General features: G+C 63.9%; 17 protein-coding genes. 4 read left to right on the top strand and 13 right to left on the bottom strand.

The window, feature by feature from the left end; translation table 11 throughout:
- Nucleotides 1–223 precede the first annotated feature (223 nt).
- The 7 genes from K359_RS0126020 to uvrC form a co-directional block, all read right to left on the bottom strand.
- Complete coding sequence (locus K359_RS0126020) at nucleotides 224–1,075, bottom strand: TIGR01459 family HAD-type hydrolase (protein WP_029081934.1); 852 nt, start codon at nucleotides 1,073–1,075, stop codon at nucleotides 224–226.
- A gap of 15 nt (nucleotides 1,076–1,090) precedes the next feature.
- Nucleotides 1,091–2,503, bottom strand: coding sequence for an EAL domain-containing protein (locus tag K359_RS0126025; RefSeq protein WP_029081935.1), 1,413 nt, complete (start codon nucleotides 2,501–2,503; stop codon nucleotides 1,091–1,093).
- A gap of 179 nt (nucleotides 2,504–2,682) precedes the next feature.
- Nucleotides 2,683–3,642, bottom strand: coding sequence for a 50S ribosomal protein L3 N(5)-glutamine methyltransferase (gene prmB / locus K359_RS0126030; RefSeq protein WP_029081936.1), 960 nt, complete (start codon nucleotides 3,640–3,642; stop codon nucleotides 2,683–2,685).
- Complete coding sequence (locus tag K359_RS0126035; protein ID WP_029081937.1) at nucleotides 3,642–4,109, bottom strand: molybdenum cofactor biosynthesis protein MoaE; 468 nt, start codon at nucleotides 4,107–4,109, stop codon at nucleotides 3,642–3,644. Before K359_RS0126035 ends, prmB begins: the two co-directional genes overlap by 1 nt.
- A gap of 8 nt (nucleotides 4,110–4,117) precedes the next feature.
- On the bottom strand, nucleotides 4,118–4,369 hold the full coding sequence (gene moaD / locus K359_RS0126040) for a molybdopterin converting factor subunit 1 (RefSeq protein ID WP_029081938.1): 252 nt from the start codon (nucleotides 4,367–4,369) through the stop codon (nucleotides 4,118–4,120).
- Complete coding sequence (gene pgsA / locus K359_RS0126045; RefSeq protein WP_029081939.1) at nucleotides 4,366–4,980, bottom strand: CDP-diacylglycerol--glycerol-3-phosphate 3-phosphatidyltransferase; 615 nt, start codon at nucleotides 4,978–4,980, stop codon at nucleotides 4,366–4,368. Before pgsA ends, moaD begins: the two co-directional genes overlap by 4 nt.
- Nucleotides 4,981–5,186: 206 nt before the next feature.
- A complete protein-coding gene (uvrC, locus tag K359_RS0126050) occupies nucleotides 5,187–7,274 on the bottom strand; it encodes an excinuclease ABC subunit UvrC (protein WP_029081940.1) in 2,088 nt (695 codons plus the stop codon).
- A 263-nt stretch (nucleotides 7,275–7,537) separates the two neighbouring features.
- Here uvrC and K359_RS0126055 point away from each other — a divergent pair, with 263 nt between their 5' ends.
- The gene (locus K359_RS0126055) at nucleotides 7,538–8,161 is read left to right on the top strand and encodes an outer membrane protein (RefSeq protein WP_029081941.1); all 624 of its coding nucleotides are present in this window, start codon (nucleotides 7,538–7,540) and stop codon (nucleotides 8,159–8,161) included.
- A 272-nt stretch (nucleotides 8,162–8,433) separates the two neighbouring features.
- Here the strand turns inward: K359_RS0126055 and K359_RS0126060 are convergent, their stop codons facing one another.
- From K359_RS0126060 to K359_RS0126075, 4 genes are all read right to left on the bottom strand, one after another.
- A complete protein-coding gene (locus K359_RS0126060; RefSeq protein ID WP_016844477.1) occupies nucleotides 8,434–8,646 on the bottom strand; it encodes a cold-shock protein in 213 nt (70 codons plus the stop codon).
- A 260-nt stretch (nucleotides 8,647–8,906) separates the two neighbouring features.
- Nucleotides 8,907–9,767 (bottom strand): 23S rRNA (adenine(2030)-N(6))-methyltransferase RlmJ, encoded by an 861-nt coding sequence (locus K359_RS0126065; RefSeq protein ID WP_029081942.1) that lies wholly within the window; start codon nucleotides 9,765–9,767, stop codon nucleotides 8,907–8,909.
- A gap of 260 nt (nucleotides 9,768–10,027) precedes the next feature.
- A complete protein-coding gene (locus K359_RS0126070; RefSeq protein WP_051346421.1) occupies nucleotides 10,028–10,714 on the bottom strand; it encodes a ribonuclease T2 in 687 nt (228 codons plus the stop codon).
- 114 nt (nucleotides 10,715–10,828) lie between these two features.
- Nucleotides 10,829–11,323 carry a hypothetical protein gene (locus K359_RS0126075; protein WP_029081944.1) on the bottom strand — a complete coding sequence of 165 codons (495 nt, stop codon included), beginning with the start codon at nucleotides 11,321–11,323 and terminating at the stop codon, nucleotides 10,829–10,831.
- A gap of 164 nt (nucleotides 11,324–11,487) precedes the next feature.
- Between K359_RS0126075 and K359_RS0126080 the strand changes: the two genes are divergently transcribed.
- Together K359_RS0126080 and K359_RS0126085 are read left to right on the top strand one after the other, a co-directional pair.
- The gene (locus K359_RS0126080; RefSeq protein ID WP_029081945.1) at nucleotides 11,488–11,787 is read left to right on the top strand and encodes a hypothetical protein; all 300 of its coding nucleotides are present in this window, start codon (nucleotides 11,488–11,490) and stop codon (nucleotides 11,785–11,787) included.
- Between the two features lie 44 nt (nucleotides 11,788–11,831).
- Complete coding sequence (locus K359_RS0126085) at nucleotides 11,832–12,362, top strand: DUF3617 family protein (protein WP_029081946.1); 531 nt, start codon at nucleotides 11,832–11,834, stop codon at nucleotides 12,360–12,362.
- On the opposite strand, the gene K359_RS61560 is transcribed toward K359_RS0126085, so the two are convergent.
- The gene (locus tag K359_RS61560; protein ID WP_156928675.1) at nucleotides 12,316–12,822 is read right to left on the bottom strand and encodes a hypothetical protein; all 507 of its coding nucleotides are present in this window, start codon (nucleotides 12,820–12,822) and stop codon (nucleotides 12,316–12,318) included. The two genes, K359_RS0126085 and K359_RS61560, sit on opposite strands and share 47 nt — an antisense overlap.
- Nucleotides 12,823–13,311: 489 nt before the next feature.
- Between K359_RS61560 and K359_RS0126090 the strand changes: the two genes are divergently transcribed.
- A complete protein-coding gene (locus tag K359_RS0126090; RefSeq protein ID WP_245284719.1) occupies nucleotides 13,312–15,291 on the top strand; it encodes a TonB-dependent siderophore receptor in 1,980 nt (659 codons plus the stop codon).
- Between the two features lie 38 nt (nucleotides 15,292–15,329).
- Here K359_RS0126090 and K359_RS0126095 read toward each other — a convergent pair whose 3' ends face one another.
- Nucleotides 15,330–16,715, bottom strand: a complete 1,386-nt coding sequence (locus tag K359_RS0126095) for an ATP-binding protein (protein ID WP_029081948.1) — start codon at nucleotides 16,713–16,715, stop codon at nucleotides 15,330–15,332.

A 16,715-nucleotide genomic window follows, 5' to 3' on the forward strand; every position in this document is an offset into this window, starting at 1 on the left:
ATGCCCGGGCAGAAGCGCGAAGCGCGTCTTCGCGCTAGACGTCCCGGGCATTTGCGTCAAATGCCAATGCGAAAGCCTTAGCGGGAGGGTGTGCCTGCACGATTTCGGAATATTGGAAGAATGTCCCTGAGTTGCCCGACGTGTCAAGTCGCCTGGTCGACCGTCAGCCGCCGGCGGCTACTTTGCATGGGGTTGTTTTCGATATTTTGGCTGTGAAGCGCCGCTACCACTTCAGGTCGCGCATCAGCGCGCGCGGCGGATGGCCGAACAATTCCTTCACCGAGGCCTGATCGAGCTGCTCGATGCCCTCGAACTGATCGGAATGGATGCCGCGGGTGACGAACAGCAGATCGATGCCGAAGCCATGGGCGCCGGTGAGGTCGGTGCGCACGGAATCGCCGATCGCGAGCACGCGGCTGAGTTCGGTCGGACGCCCGCGGCGCTCAGTGGCCAGCGCCATTGCGCGTTCATAGATCGGCCGGTGCGGCTTGCCGTAGAAGATCACCTCGCCGCCGAGTTCGCGATAGAGCTCGGCGACCGCGCCGGCGCAATAGATCAGCCGGTCGCCGCGTTCGACCACGATGTCTGGGTTAGCGCAGATCAGCGTGAGCTTGCGCTCGAGTGCCTTCAGCAGGGTGTCGCGATAGTCTTCGGCGGACTCGGTCTCGTCGTCGAACAGGCCGGTGCAGATGATGTAGTCGGCCTGCTCCAGCGGCACCATGGTGGCGTCGAGGCCGCGATGGATCGAACTGTCGCGCTCCGGGCCGATCCAGAAGATCTTCTGGCCGGGATGATCAGAAACAAAATGACGCGTCAGGTCGCCCGAGGAGACGATCGCGTCATAAGTCTCGTCGGCGACGCCGAGCTTGCGCAGCTGCCGCTGCACGGAATCGGCCGGCCGCGGCGCGTTGGTGATCAGGATGACGGTGCCGCCCTGCTGGCGGAAGGTGTGCAGCGCCGCGCAGGCCTCGGGAAAGGATTCGAGCCCGTTGTGCACGACGCCCCAGATGTCCGACAGCACGACGTCGACGCCGTCGACGAGATCGCGCAGCCGCTCCACAAAACGCAGCGTCATGAGGCGAACCGTTGGTTAGTTCGGACCGAGCGCGCGGCGCGCCAGCGCAGCGCTGCCGGTCGTGCGCGGTGGCGCTGCGGGGCTGGAGACGGGTGCGGAAGTGCTGGCGCCATTGAGGTCCTGGGGCTTGGTCTGTGCAGTCTCGGCGGTAGCAGATGCCCCTTCCGGCCGCAACGGCCGGGGCGGGGCGAACAGGAAGCCCTGGCCGAACCGGACATCGGAGTCGAGCAGATCGACCACCGAGCGCTCGCCCTCGATCCGTTCGGCGATCAGGTCGATACCGTAGCGGCCGAGCAGGTCGGACAGATCGGAGGGATGGATATCGGTGGTTGCGTTCTGCCTCGCGTCGAGCAGCAGCGCCGCCGGCACCTTGATGAAGCGGACGCCGCGATCGGCGAGCTCGCGCGGCTCGAGGCGGAGGTCGCTGACATGGTCGATCGAGAAGCGGTAGCCGCGCTGCGCCAGCGCCGCGAGGTTCTCGCTTTCGACCGCGCCGAGATTGCGGAAGGTCGCCTGCTTGAACTCGAGCACGAAGGACGGCGCCAGCGCGCGGTTGGCCTCGAGGAAATCGAGGCACTGGGTGAAATGTGCCGGGTTGGACAACGTCGCCGACGCCACGTTGCAGAACACGCCGACATCCTTGCTGCGGATCATCAGGCGGCGCAGCACCTGGACGCAGCGAAGCATCACCATGTGGTCGATACGGCCGATCAGGCCGCCGACCTCGGCTGCCTCGATGAAATCGTCGGCGGCAAGGACCTGATCGCGCTCGTCGCGCAACCGCGTCACCGCCTCGTAGTACCGTACCTTGCGCTGCGGCAGCGTCACCATCGGCTGCAGGTAGATGTCGAGGCGGTTCTCGTCGAGCGCGTGCCTGATCGCGCCGATGAGTTGGGTCTGGCTGCGTGATATCGCTGACGGAGGGGCAGGTGGCGGCGGGGGCGCAAACACGACGGTCGGTGCCGGCGGGACGGGCTGCAGCAGATCGTCGCGCAATGAGGCGACCGGCTGCGCCACGGGAGCTGCGGCCAGCAGATCCTCATGATGGGCGACGGACGCCGCAAGCTGCTTCACCAGTCCGCCAAGCTCGCTGATCTCGCCGGCCATGCCCTGGATCCGGTCGGCGCCGGTGGAGTTGGCCGAAGCGACGCGGCCTTCGACCGCGGCCAGCCGGCGGCCGAATTCGGCGACCTGGCGAGCGAGGTCGGCGGTGCCGCGCGACAGATCCGCGATCTGGCCGCCGACATCGCTGCGGTCGCGCAACCGCATCGAGACGGCGTTGTAGAGGATCAGGCAGGTGAGGGCGGTGAGCGCCACGATCGCCGATTCCGATCCGCTGATGCCCGCCACCGAATACAGCACGAAGCCCAGCGAGGCTGCGAGGAGCACCATGCAGATGGCGATGAAGATCGTCGAAATGCGAATCATGTCGCGCGCCCGCGCCCTCTCTCCGAATGTCCCCGGACCGCAACCTTAGCACCATTGTTGATTCGACGGGCCTGCGATCTTCGGAACCGGCTGGAACTGCACACGATTTTCGCTTCGTCCAGATCGGGCTCGGGAAGCCGGGGCTCCGCAATAATCCGGACCCGGCCGCGGCGCGCCGGTCAGAGGTCCGCGGCGGCGATCCAGAATACCTCGCCCTCGGAGTCCTCGGTGTCGAGCCAGAGCAGCGGCAGGTTCGGATAGGCAGCCTCGAGATTGTCGCGGCCGCGGCCGATCTCGCAGAGCAGGCCGCCCTGCGGGGTCAGATGTTGCCTGGCCTCGTCGAGCAGGCGGCGGACGATATCGAGCCCGTCAGTGCCGCCGTCGAACGCGATCTTCGGCTCGGCGCGGCACTCGCGCGGCAGCGCCGCCATGCCGCTAGCGTCGACATAGGGCGGGTTCGAGATGATGAGATCGTAGCGCCGGACGCCGAGCGGCTTGAACAGGTCGCCGCGATGGAGCGTCAGGCGATCGTCGAGGCCGTAGTCGGCGACGTTGCGCGCGGCGACTTCCAGCGCATCCTTGGAAATGTCGACCGCGTCGACCGCGGCGTTGGCGAAATGCCTGGCGGCCAAAATCGCAAGACAGCCGGAGCCGGTGCAGAGGTCGAGCACGCTTTCGACGTCCTCTGGGTCGCCGATCAACGAGGTGCCGTCCTCATCGCCGCGGAAATGCGAGTCCAGCAATTCACCGATGAAGGAGCGCGGCACGATGGTGCGCTCGTCGACATAGAATGGTAGGCCGCGCATATAGACCTTGTTGACGAGATAAGCGGCCGGCTTTCGCGTCGCGATCCGCCGCTCGATCAAGTCGAGGATCTGCCTGCCTTCGGCAATGGTGACGCGCGCGTTGGCAAAGCTCTCGAACTGGTCGGGGTGCAGGTGCAGCGTCTCGCAGATCAGGAATGCGGCCTCGGCCACCGGATCGGTGGTGCCGTGCGCGAACACGAGCTTTGCCGCGTTGAAGCGGCTGACCGCGTAGCGCAGGAAATCGAACAGGGTCTGAAGCTCGCGGGCGCCGACCTTGGGCGCTCTCGGCGCGGCGGGGCCGCGCCTGGCCGGCACTTTGCTGCGCTTGGCCATCAGGATTTGGTCCAGCGCGCGGCGGCCGCGTCGTCATGGTCGCGCGCCTCGATCCAGCCGGTGCCGCGCGCGCTTTCCTCGCGCTTCCAGAACGGTGCGTTGGTCTTGAGATAGTCCATCAGGAACTCGGCTGCCTCGAACGCGGCCTGCCGGTGCGCCGAGGCGGTCACGACCAGCACGATGTTCTCGCCAGGCGCGATGCGGCCGAAGCGATGGATGACGGTGAGGCCCTGCAATGGCCAGCGCGACAGTGCCTCGTCGGCGTGGCGCGCAATCTCGGCTTCCGCCATTTCAGGGTAGTGTTCGAGTGTCAGCGCCGCGATCGGCTCGCCCTGTTCGCTGCCGCGGCAGATGCCGCTGAAGCTGACGACCGCGCCGACATCGGTACGGCCCTTGCTTACGCCGGCGATCTCCTGCGCGACGTCGAAGTCGGCTTCCTGGATACGGATGGTCGCTGCAACGGTCATCGGAAGATTTAACCGCCGGTCATCGGCGGGAAGAACGCGATCTCGCGGGCGCCGGAGATCGCCGCGTCCGATTTGACGTGGGCGTGGTCGATCGCGGCCCGGATCACCGCGGGCTTCTCGAAGGCATAGGCATAGGCATCGTCGCGCGCGGCAAGCCAGCCGATCAGGTCGCCGACGGTGCGCACCCCGGCCGGCGGCTCGATGATCTCTTCGGCCTTGCCGACGCGTTCACGGACCCAGGCGAAATATTTCAGCTTCATCCCTCATCCTCCTTGATGAGGTGATGGATGCCGGCGCGGAAGTAATCCCAGCCGGTGTAGATCGTGAAGATCGCCGACATCCAGAGCAACACGATGCCGATCAGGGTGGTCGCCGGAACGACCTGCTCGCCCGCTTCGCCGGCGATCAGGAAGCCGATCGCCACCAGCTGGATCGTCGTCTTCCATTTCGCAAGCTTGGTGACGGGAACGCTGACCCGCAGTCCTGCGAGATATTCGCGCAGGCCCGAGACCAGGATCTCGCGGCACAGGATCACGATCGCCGCCCACAGCGTCCAGCCATGGATCGAGTTGTCGGCGGCCAGCATCAACAGGCTGGAGGCGACCAGAAGCTTGTCGGCGATCGGATCAAGCATCCGGCCGAATGCGGACTGCTGGTCCCACATCCGGGCGTAGTAACCGTCGAGGTAATCGGTGATCCCCGCCGCGATGAATACCGCCAGCGCCACCCAGCGCAGCCACAGCGGGCCGTCCAGGATCGATTGCCAGTAGACGCAGCCGATCACCACCGGGATGGCGGCGATCCGGGCATAGGTCAGGATATTCGGGAGGGACAAGGTCTTGGGCTGTCCCCGGGTCGTGGCGATGTTCATCCGTTCTACCAATACCGCTGAAGCAAGAAGGTCAACCGTGCGCAGGCCAAAGCGCGGTGAGATTACGCCGAATCCTCATGGCACTTTAGCTCCTTGTTTATGCATGATCTCCGCGCAAACGCCTCGCGTTTGTCGCGAGGGAACATTGCCCGCATCATGCCCTAGTTGCCCCGTCGCGGGCGACGCCCTGATGACTCGTCTTTCGTTTAACCCGGCTGGGCGTGGAAAAACTCGAAAATCTTGCGGGCGCTCTCGGCGCTGACGCCGGGAACCTTGCCGAGGTCGGCGATCGAGGCCCGCTCGATCTCCTTGAGAGTTCCGAAGTGGTGCAGCAGGGCACGTTTGCGCGACGGGCCGATCCCTGGGATCTCCTGCAGGCCGGCCTCGCGGATGTCCTTTTTGCGCAGCTTGCGGTGCGAGCCGATCACGAAGCGGTGGGCCTCGTCGCGCAGCCGCTGGATGAAATAGAGCACCGGGTCCCGCGGCTCCAGCTTGATGGCCTCGCGGTCCGGCATGAACAGGGTTTCGCGCCCGGCGTCGCGCTCCGGTCCCTTGGCCACCGCCATCAGCGAGACCTGGGTCAGCCCGAGATTCCCGAAAATTTCCCTGACCGCGTTGAGCTGGCCGCGGCCGCCGTCGATGATGACGAGGTCGGGCCATTGCGGGAACGAATCGTCGTCCGCCTTGGTCTTTGCGCCGTCCTTGGCGGCGGCCTCGCCCTCCGGCGGCTTCAGCAGCCGCTTGAAGCGGCGCTCCAGCACCTCGCGCATCATCCCGTAGTCGTCGCCGGGTGTCAGGCCCTCGGACTTGATGTTGAACTTGCGGTACTGATTCTTCATGAAGCCGTCGGGGCCGGCCACGATCATTGCGCCGACCGCGTTGGTGCCTTGGATGTGGCTGTTGTCGTAGACCTCGATGCGCTTTGGCGTGTGCGGCAGGCCGAGCGTGGTGACCATGCCCTCGAGCAGCCGGCTTTGCGTCGCGGTGTCGGCGAGCTTGCGGCCGAGCGCCTCGCGCGCGTTGGTGAGCGCGTGGCCGATCAGCTCCTTCTTCTCACCGCGCTTGGGCACGGAGACCTCGACCTTCGATCCGGCCTTGACCGACAGCGCGTCGGCAAGCAACGCGCTTTCCTCGATCTCGTGCGACAGCAGGATCAGCTTCGGCGGCGGCTTGTCGTCGTAGAATTGCGCGAGGAACGAGGACAGCACCTCCTCGGGCGTAAAGCTCTTCTCGGCCCGCGGGAAATAGGCGCGGTTGCCCCAGTTCTGGCCGGTGCGGAAGAAGAACACCTCGACGCAGGAATAGCCGCCTTCCTGATGGATCGCGAACACATCGGCTTCTTCGACCGTGCGCGGGTTGATGCCCTGCTGCGACTGGATCGCCGACAGCGCCGCGAGCCGGTCGCGGTACAGCGCCGCGGTCTCGAATTCGAGCTCGCCGGAGGCTTTCTCCATCTCGGCCGCGAGCAGCTCCTTCACGGCGTGGCTGCGCCCGGAGAGGAATTCGGTCGCCTCGCGCACCAGCTCGCTGTAGCCGGAGAAATCGATCTCGCGCGTGCAGGGGCCGGCGCAACGCTTGATCTGATAGAGCAGGCAGGGCCTGGTGCGGCTTTCGAAGAAGCCGTCGGTGCAGGAGCGGATCAGGAAGGCGCGCTGCAGCGCGGTGATGGTGCGGTTGACCGCGCCCGCGTTGGCGAACGGGCCGAAATAGCGTCCGGGCCGCGACTGCGCGCCGCGATGCTTGAGGATCTGCGGCGCCCAGTGATCGCCTGATATCAGGATATAGGGAAACGACTTGTCGTCGCGCAGCTGCACATTGAAGCGCGGGCGAAGCTGCTTGATCAGATTGGCTTCGAGCAGCAGTGCTTCGGTCTCGGTCGTGGTCGAGACGATCTCGACATGCGTGGTCGGGGCGATCATGCGCAGGATGCGCGCCGGCAGCGGCGCGTTGGCCCGCGCATAGGACGACAGCCGCTTTTTGACGTTCTTCGCCTTGCCGACATAGAGCACGTCGTTGGCGGCGTTGAGCATGCGGTAGACGCCGGGCGAGGTCGGGGCGAGGCGAACCGCGTTCTCGATCGCGGCGTGCCCGACCGAGAGCGTGCCCTCGGCAACCGCCTCGGTGGCGTCGTCCGAAGCGTCCGGCAGACGCGCCTCATCCTCCTCCTCGGCTGCGGAGGTTTCGGGATCGACGTCGCTCGTGTCGAGCGTCGGATCGTCCTGTGGCAGGTCGGACTTTGAACCGCGCCGTGGCTTCGGGGCCGGCGTCGGACGTTCGGGAGAATCGTGAACCATGGGCCGTAAATTAAGCGCTTGGGCGACCGCTCGCCAGCGTTGGCGGCGCCAGAAAAACAAGCCCGATTGCAGGAGGTTACCGACCCCGCGGGTCGACCCGGGTGGGTGGGTAACACATTGTTAAGATTGATGAGCGGGCCGGTAACCGGGCTTAACAGCCCTTTAACTTAAAACTCTCGATAAACCTTAGCGAAAAAAGTGGAATTCCGTAACCACGCTGGCCTTGGCCGGCGGGCTGCGGCAGTTGCGTGGTGGAGAGTATAATGACCCGGTTGGTTGCGCGTGCGCTGGCACTGATCGTCGCAGGCTGGACGACCTCGGCGGCGTCGGCCGACCTCAACTACGGATCGCCCTATACCGTCCATCAGCCGCTCAACGCCTATAGCTGGGCCGGCCCTTACCTCGGCGGCAACATCGGCTATGGCTGGGGTTCGGTCGAGAACAACCCGACCAAGCCGTCCGGCTTCGCCGGCGGCGTGCAGGCCGGCTACAATTTCCAGAACGGCACCCCCTGGGTGTTCGGTATCGAAGCCGATATCCAGGGCTCCGCAGCGGACGATCGGTTCGCGCCCTGGAAGTTCTCCAATCCGTGGTTCGGCACGGTGCGCGGCCGCGCCGGCTATGCGGTCAACAACGTGCTGTTCTACGCAACCGGCGGTCTCGCCTTCGGCGAGCTGCGCGGCGAAACCTTCGGCATTTCGGAGACGCATACCAATGCGGGCTTCACCGTCGGCGCCGGCGCCGAAATGGGCTTTGCCCCGAACTGGAGCGCCAAGATCGAGTATCTCTACATCGATCTCGCCAGCAGCAACTTCACGATTACCGGCGGCGCGTCGAACGGCTACAGCTTCAGCCTGGTTCGCGCCGGCATCAACTATCACTTCTGAGAACAAGAAAACGTCAGATATCAACTCCCGGCCGCGCCTCGCGCGGTCGGGTTTTTCTTTGTGCTGATGACGTGGACATCATGCGCAGCAGCACGCACGCCACGGCGTTCGCGAAGCCAATCGCGCCGCACGTGTCGGCTATGCGGGCACCGCCAGTCGCGTCCGCATCATGCAGGTGGTCACGCAGCGAGCGCGAGCCCCGCGCCCGGCAGTCAAATCACACGCAACGCTTCATTTGGCGTTCATCACGAGCCGCGCGCCGCGAGCGCTCCTCATGAAACCACCAGGTTGACCGCCTTCGGGCCCTTGCCCTTCTTGTCTGGTTCAACCTCGAACGTAATGCGCTGTCCTTCAGTCAGGTCCTTCAATCCTGCACGCTCGACAGCTGTGATGTGAACGAACACATCGCGGCCGCCATCGTCAGGTTTGATGAAGCCGTAGCCACGCTCTCCGTTGAAGAACTTGACTGTCCCAGTCATGGCCATCGGGAAAACTCCTCCCCCGTATTGCTCCACCGCTACGCGCACGCCGCGTAGCGGTTGACCGACATTCGCTTGTCGGAAGCTTGGCCACCTGAACAGGCCGGTGTCACGCCGCCGGTCTGCCTGGATTTATTTCGGCCTTGTCACTCCGCCGCAACCATTCGCGGAAGCGGAACGTAAAGCCAGTCGTAACAGGATGAGCATAATACGGTTCCGCGCGCGTTGCCTACGATCAATTCGAACTTTTCAGTGGGTGCTGCGGATTAAGCCTTGAGCGTCTCGAGTCTGAAGCGGCCAGCGCCGCCTTGACCGAGCGGCTTCTCGAGTTCGGGCAGGATGATCTTCAGCTCACCTGCCAACGTCCACGGCGGATTCACCATCAAAAGGCCGGTGGATACGAGGCCGCCGTCGGTTTCTTGCGGTGCCACACTGAATTCCAAACGCAAGCATTTGCCGGCAGGCTGGCTTGTTGCTGCCGCTGCGGCAACGCTGTGCGCGAGCTCGTCGGTGGCCCTCCGGGATTTTACGGGGTACCACAAAAGATACGCGCCGGTCGGCCATTTCGCGAACGCTTCAGTGAAAGCACGGGCCAGTCGTTCGAACTCATCCTTTGCCTCGAACGGTGGATCGATCAGCACCAGACCGCGCCGCTCGTTCGGCGGCACGAATGCGGGCAGCGCCGTCCAACCATCGAGATCGACGACGCGCGCCTGCGCATCACGCCGCAACGCATCGATCAGTTGCTTGCGCGCCGTCGGTTCGATCTCGCAGGCGGTGAGGCGGTCTTGGGGCCGCAGCAGCGCACGCGCGATCAACGGCGAACCGGGATAGGATTTCAGTTCACCTCTCGAATTGAATGCCCTGACGATGTCGAGATACGGCGCGATCAGCGGCAGCGCCTTGTCGGAGAGTCGCGCCTGCATCAGCCGCGCGATGCCGGTGAGCCATTCGCCGCTGCGCTGCGCTTCGCTCGATGTCAGGTCATAGAGTCCGGCGCCGGCATGGGTGTCGATGACGCGGAACGGCGCCTGCTTTTCCTGCAGATAGGTCAGCATGCGTACCAGCACGATGTGCTTGATGACATCGGCAAAGCTGCCGGCGTGAAAGGCGTGACGGTAGTTCATGGGATAGCAATTACCACGTCATTGCGGGGGGAGCGACTTTGTCCGCCGAAGTCCGGAAAGCGAAGACGGAAGCAATCCGTCTCACCATGAGAAAGTCATGGATTGCTCCTCGCAATGGCGCGAAGCAATGGGCTGGAGCATTTTCGGTTCTGACTGAAATCAGAACCGGAGCTCCAGCTTCCTGTTTTGACGGGTTGTCTTCACGCGAAGCGGTGCCCATCCCGGATCAAGTCTGGGACAGGTTTTCGCTCAAAAACGCTCTAGCCGCCGCGAACCGGCGGCATCAGCACCTGATCACGGCGACAGGCACGGCGGTCGGTTTCCTCGCAGGAACGGAATTGCAGGTCCTTGCTCAGGCAGATCCGCACCTCGCTGAGCCGCCTGCTGTCGCAGGTCACCGCGATCGCCGAGCTGCTGAGTCCCGGATTGACCTTGATGAACGCCGCCTCCAGCTCGTCGGGCGCGATCGTCTTCGGCTCCGACAATTGCAGGAATTCCTCGGGGATCTTCACCGCAGCGCGGGCCTTGCGGATGGCTTCGAAATAGGCCCGCTCGCCGAGGCCGGAGCAGGTGCCGTGCTTGTCCCACTCGTTGTAGATCAGCCCGGGCGCCGGCATCAGGTCGAGCATCGAGGTCATGATGTTGCGGGCGAGCCGCGGCGAGGGCCGCTGGCAGTATTCCGGAAAGCCCCGCTCATATTGCGGCCATAGGCCGTGGACCACGAAGGAATACGGCCGTCCGCTGCACTGGGCCTGCGCGCCACGGCCATTGTTGCCGCGCTCGCTCGCCGCCTCGCAGAACGAAGGCGACCACGACAGCGACAATACGTAGAAATCGAACTCGCCCGGCGCATTCTGGCGGCGATCCTGGGCCGATGCCCCCACCGCACCGCATAGAACAAAGGCAATCGAAATCAGAAATCGGGAAATTGTGACCAACCGCGGCATCAAACGCTCCCCTCACTCGACCGCCCGGAGCCTAACAGGCCACCGGAACATTTCAAGAACAAAAGCCGCCGTCTGAATGGCGGCGGCTTCTGCTGTCAGCAATCTGGTCGGAGATTAGGGCCGGGCGGCCTTGCAGGACGGGTTGTAGGCCCAGTTGCGGTCGAGCCCGGTCACGCACCATTCGACGCCTGGGCTGAGGCTGAGTGAGTCGCTGACACCGGCAAAACCGCCGTCCTCGATGATCGAATAGTGTACGCCGCGCACCTTGCCGTCGCTCAACATCACGTCGCCCGAGCAATAGCGACGCGGAATATTGTCGGCCTGCCAGGGGCGGAAGGCGGTTTCGTGGATCCGGTTGAAGCCGGTGATCACGAGCGGCGAATTCCAGAAAGTGGCTTCCTTTTCCTGGAATTGCTCGCTGATGACCCTCAGCGCCCTCTCGCAGGGCGCCACATTGCCGTCATAGCGCGGGCCGGACAGCCAGAAATTCAGCTCGAACGGATTGGCGGCCTCGGCCGTACCCCCGAACGCCAGCAGGCCGACCACGAGTGCGGCGCCGAGGCCAAGCTTTTGGCCGAGTTTAGTGCGGGAGTTGAACAGGTTGCGCATGGGAATCCACCCGATGATCCGATGCGCGGACGGTGCCGCGAAGCCCCGGCAAGGTCAAGTGCAGCGCGGCAACACCTGCGGAGAAGTCCACTTCTAGCGACCGGCTCGTTCTTTTCACGGTGGCCGGCGCACTCTATGTTGCTTCAAGCGAAATGGAGTCTGCGATGCGAAGGAAATTGGCCGCGTGCCTGGTTGCCGTTTGCGGGATGCTGGCCGTCGTACCGGCGCGAGCCGATTGGATGCAGCCGGTGCCGCCGTTCAAGGGCAATGATACCGGCGGTATTATCGCCTATACGCTGGCGGTCCAGAGCGACGCCCGGCAGCTCGCTGTCGATCACTGCGCCTCCTACGGCAAGGTGGTGAAGTTCCTTGCGGTGCAGCGCTATCCGGGCGGCTATCTCTCCTTTGCGTGCCGCTGGGTGCCCTACGGCGCGGCTCAGAGGCCGGTGCGCACGCTCTACTGAGCGCGCCGCTCCATTCTCCGATCGTTCAGCCGGGAGCTCACCGCATGACCCGACAGCTTGCCTTGCTTGGTTCGGCTGTTTGCCTTGTCTTGTCCGCCGGCGCCGCAAGTGCCGTCGACCTGCCGACCCGCAAGGCCGGGCTGTGGGAGATGAAAATGCTGCGTACCGGCGGGCCGATGCCGGAAATCACCATGCAGCACTGCACCGACGAGACCACCGACAAGGAAATGAGCGCGGCGGCATCGCCGATGGCCAAGGAAGTCTGCTCCAAGCAGGATATCCAGAAGACCGCGACCGGCTATGTCAGCGATTCCGTCTGCAGCGTCGCCGGCATGACGGTGCAGAGCCACGCCGAGATCGTCGGCGACTTCAATTCCGCCTACATGGTCAAGAGCACCTCGCATTCCGAGGGCGGCGCGGCCGGCACCCGCGACACCACGATGACCATCGAGGCGAAATGGCTTGGCGCCTGCAAGGCCGACCAGAAGCCCGGTGACATCGTCATGCCCGGCGGCATGAAGATGAACGTCAAGGACATGGAAAAGCTGAAGGGCCTGCTGCCCAAGCAGAAGTAGGGCGCAGCGCACTGACGTCGCGCGCCTGAATGTATCGCCTCTCATCTCGAGAGGCTGTGACGCTTTGCACCACCTCCATTGCGAGAAGCTCGCGACAAAATTGCAAAGCAATTTTGCGCTGAAGCGACGACTTGTCCGCCGAAGCTCGGCGAAGGCGGACGCAATCCAATTCGCAGCTTGCTTGTCGAGGAGCGATGGCTGCTTCGCGCAGCCTAACATCGAGCGCACGTTCGCTCGCCCCGTTAGATGCGATGACATGGATAGCGCGCATCACTTGCGAGGTGTTGGCTTTGATCGCGCACAATGCCAAGGGGTTGCAGGACGAAATCAGCATCATTGAACGATCGCTGCGTGCCTCGCGATCGAGCAATCTGAGAGAGCGAAGACGCGCATCGCATTCTTCGCGCTGCAAGTGTGCTGCGACAGCATGTCGTTTTTGAATCGCTCCAGTGTTGCGCATCTTGAATCGTTCCAGTGTTTCGCATCGGGTGCGCTTCAATGGATTCTATTTTGCGCGTGTGGAATTTCGCTCAACCCGCCGATAAAAGTCCGCCCCAATCGATGCCCGCTGAGTTGCGAACGCGCGGCTCGGTCAAGATTTCCTGGGCAGTGTGGGGATTGTTTGGTGGGAATGGCTTCGTCGCGGAGCATGCGCGGCTTGCTCGGATCAACGGCTGCGATCAATGCGGCGTTTCTCGGTTCGGTGTTGCTCGTGCCAGCGGGGGCAAACGTCGCCAACGCTCAGGCGCAAACCAGTGCTCCGCCGAACAATGTAAGCGTGCTCCCTCCGGTGACGGTGAATCAACCTGATGTGGCAACGAAGCGCGGCGCCGTTGCTTCAAGTCAGCGCACCAGGACTTCGCGAACGACTGCTGTAAACCAGCGCCGCAATGCGGCGCCCGTTCAGAGCCAGGCTCCGCGGGCGCAAGGCGCCGGAGGCGCGATCGGCGTGACGACCGGATACGTGGCAACCAACAGCACCGCCGGCACCAAGACCAACACGCCGCTGCTCGAGACGCCGCAATCGCTTTCGGTCGTGACGCAGAAGGAGCTCAGGGATCGCAACGTTCAGACACTCAAGGACGCCGTCAACTACACGCCCGGCGTCACGACCACGGCATTCGGCTATGATCCGCGGTTCGATAGTTTCTACATCCGTGGCTTCGATGCGACCTATACGGGGATCTATCGGGACGGCCTGCGCCAGGGTGGCGGCAACTTCGCCATTCCCAAGATCGAACCCTACGGTCTCGACAGCTTATCAATCCTCCGTGGTCCCGCTTCGGGTCTCTACGGCCTTGGCTCTCCGGGCGGCATCGTGGATGTCACCACGAAGCGGCCGACGTTGACGCCGTTCGGCGAGGTGCAGCTGCAGGCCGGCAATTATGACCGTCACCAGGGCAGTTTCGATATCGGTGGCCCGGTGCCCGGCAGCGATCAACTGTACTACCGGCTGACGGGTTTGCTCCGTGATGCGAAGACCTGGTATCCCGGCAATGACGACGATCGCGCCTACATCGCGCCCGCTTTGACCTGGCGGCCGGACACCGATACGTCCTTCACCATCCTGAGCGAATATCAAACCAGCCGCACCGCCGCGAGCATCGGCAACTTCCGCACGGCTGACGGTCAATTGACCAACATCTACTCGAATGATCCGGCCTTCAGCGCCATGGACCAGAAGCAGTATCGGATCGGTTACGCGTTCGAGCACAATGTCGACGACGTGTGGACGGTGCGGCAGAACTTCCGCTTCTATCAGGTCGACGTGGACGCGAAATACACCCAGATCGATTCGATCGACAGCAGCACCAATCTGGCGTCGCGCTCCGCCTGGCGCATATTGGACAGCTTCAATACTGTGACGCTCGACAATCAGGCCGAAGCCAAGTTCATGCTCGGCGCGATCAGGAACACGGCCCTGTTCGGCGTTGACTACGGGCATTCCTACTACAACGACAAGATCGGATATGGCGCCGCTCCCGATCTCAATCTCCTGACCATGAACTACGGCGCCCAGGCCATCGCGGCGCCGGCATTCTCGATCTTCAACAAGCAGTCGACCGACGAGGTCGGTGTCTATGGCCAGGAGCAGGCCAGGCTCGGCGGCTTCGTCCTGACGCTCAACGGTCGCCAGAGCCGGGTATCGCAGACGACGACCGCGGGTCTCGACGGCTTGCCGTCAACGCAAAAGGCGACCGCCTTTACCGGCCGCGCGGGCCTCAGCTACGTCTTCGACAATGGCCTTGCGCCCTATGTCAGCTACGCGACTTCATTCAGCCCGCAGGTCGGCGTCGACGCATCGGGATCGCCGTTCAAGCCGACCACCGGCGAGCAAACGGAAGCCGGCATCAAGTACCAGATGCCGCATGTTCCGGTGCTGTTGACCGCCGCGGTGTTCGACATCACGCAGGACAATGTGCTGCGCACCGATCCCAACAACATGGCGTTCCAGACGGCAACCGGTCAGGTCGAATCGAAGGGCGTGGAGCTCGAGGCGAAGCTCGCGCTCAAGCAGGGATTCGATCTCACCGCCGCCTACACCCATCTCAACGTGGTGATCACGCAGGGCAATCCCGATACGACCGGCAATGAGCTCTCCGGCATACCGCGGAATTCCTTCGCCGCGTTTGGCAAATACACGTTCCAGTCCGGCGTCCCCGTCGAAGGGCTCGGGCTCGGCTTGGGTGTCCGTTACATCGGGACGAACTTCGGCAACGACCAGAACACGTTCCAGAATGCGGCGACAACATTGTTCGATGCCGTGATCGATTACGAGCTCGGCAAGCTGGACCGGCGATTGCTCGGAGCCACGATGCGGCTGAACGCCACCAACCTGTTCGACAAGCACTATCAGACCTGCCAGTCCGGCTATTGTTATGCCGGCGAACGGCGTCAGGTCATCGGCACCTTGTCCTATCGCTGGTAGCGGCCATTCCTGAGCTTCGAGCCGAAGGCAGAGCTTTGCTACACCGGCACCCGTACCGCCGCCCGCAAGCCACCCATCGGGCTCTCGCTGAGCATGATGTCGCCGCCATGCGAGCGGGCGATGTCGCGGGCGATCGCAAGTCCGAGCCCGCTGCCACCTTCGTCCTGGTTGCGCGCATCGTCGAGCCGCAGGAACGGCTTGAACACTTCCTCGCGCATCGCGGCGGGGATGCCGGGCCCGTCGTCGTCGATCGTGACGTTGAGATAGCGATGGTCGCGATGACCGGTGATCGAGATGGTGTTGGCGTGGCGCGCCGCGTTGGAAACGAGGTTGGCGAGGCAGCGCTTGAATGAGGCCGGCTTCACCGTCACGACCGGCAGGCCGCGGAATGCCACCGTCGCGGTGTGGCCGTGGCGCTCGGCGTCGCTGCGCAATTCCTCCAGCGCCATCGCCATGTCGGTCGGCTGCGCCACCTCGCCGGAATCGCCGCGCGCGAAGGCGAGATAATCCTCCAGCATCATCGACATTTCGTCGACGTCCTTGCGCATCGCGTCGATCTCGGGACCTTCGCCGATCAGGGCGAGCTCGAGCTTGAAGCGGGTCAGGATGGTGCGCAGATCATGCGAGACGCCGGCGAGCATGGCGGTGCGCTGCTCGATCGAGCGCTCGACGCGTGCCTTCATCTCGATGAACGCCTGTGCCGCGCGCCGCACCTCGCGCGCGCCGCGCGGCCGGAAGTTCGGCACCTCGCGGCCCTTGCCGAAACTTTCGGCGGCGTCGGCAAGCCGCAGGATCGGTTTGATCTGGTTGCGCAGGAACAGCACGGCGACGATCAACAGAATCGTCGAGGTGCCGAGCATCCAGAAGATGAAGATCTCCGAATTAGAGGCGTAGGCCGCGCTGCGCTGGGCGAAGATACGCATCACCGAATCGTCGAGCTGCACGCGGATCTCGACCAGGTTGGATTTGCCGACAGTGTCGATCCAGAACGGACGGCTGATCTGGCGGCCGAGCTGCACCGAGAGCGTCTGGTCGAGCAGCGAGAAGAACGGCTTCGGTCCCGGCGGCGGCATGTCGCCGGTGGGGAGGAAGTCGACCACCAGCTGCAGCTTTTGGGCGATGCGGCGCAGCTGCGCGCGATCCTTGTCCTGCGGATAGGTCTTGTAGACGTCGATCAGTGCGGCAATGTCAGATACCACCGCGGCCGACAGCCGCCGCGTCACCGTGTTCCAGTGCCGCTCCATGAACACGAACGCGACCACGGTCTGCAGGATCACCATCGGCACGATCATGATCAGCAGCGCGCGGGCGTAGAGGCCGGTCGGCATCCAGCTCTTGAACGCATTGCCCATCCAGCCGTTCGCCTTCGAGACGCGCTGCGAGGCGTTCTTGATCAGGGTCAGGCCGGTGTCGAGCGTGCTCAT

Origin of the sequence: Bradyrhizobium sp. th-b2, from assembly GCF_000426785.1 — a bacterium.
Taxonomy (GTDB): domain Bacteria; phylum Pseudomonadota; class Alphaproteobacteria; order Rhizobiales; family Xanthobacteraceae; genus Bradyrhizobium; species Bradyrhizobium septentrionale.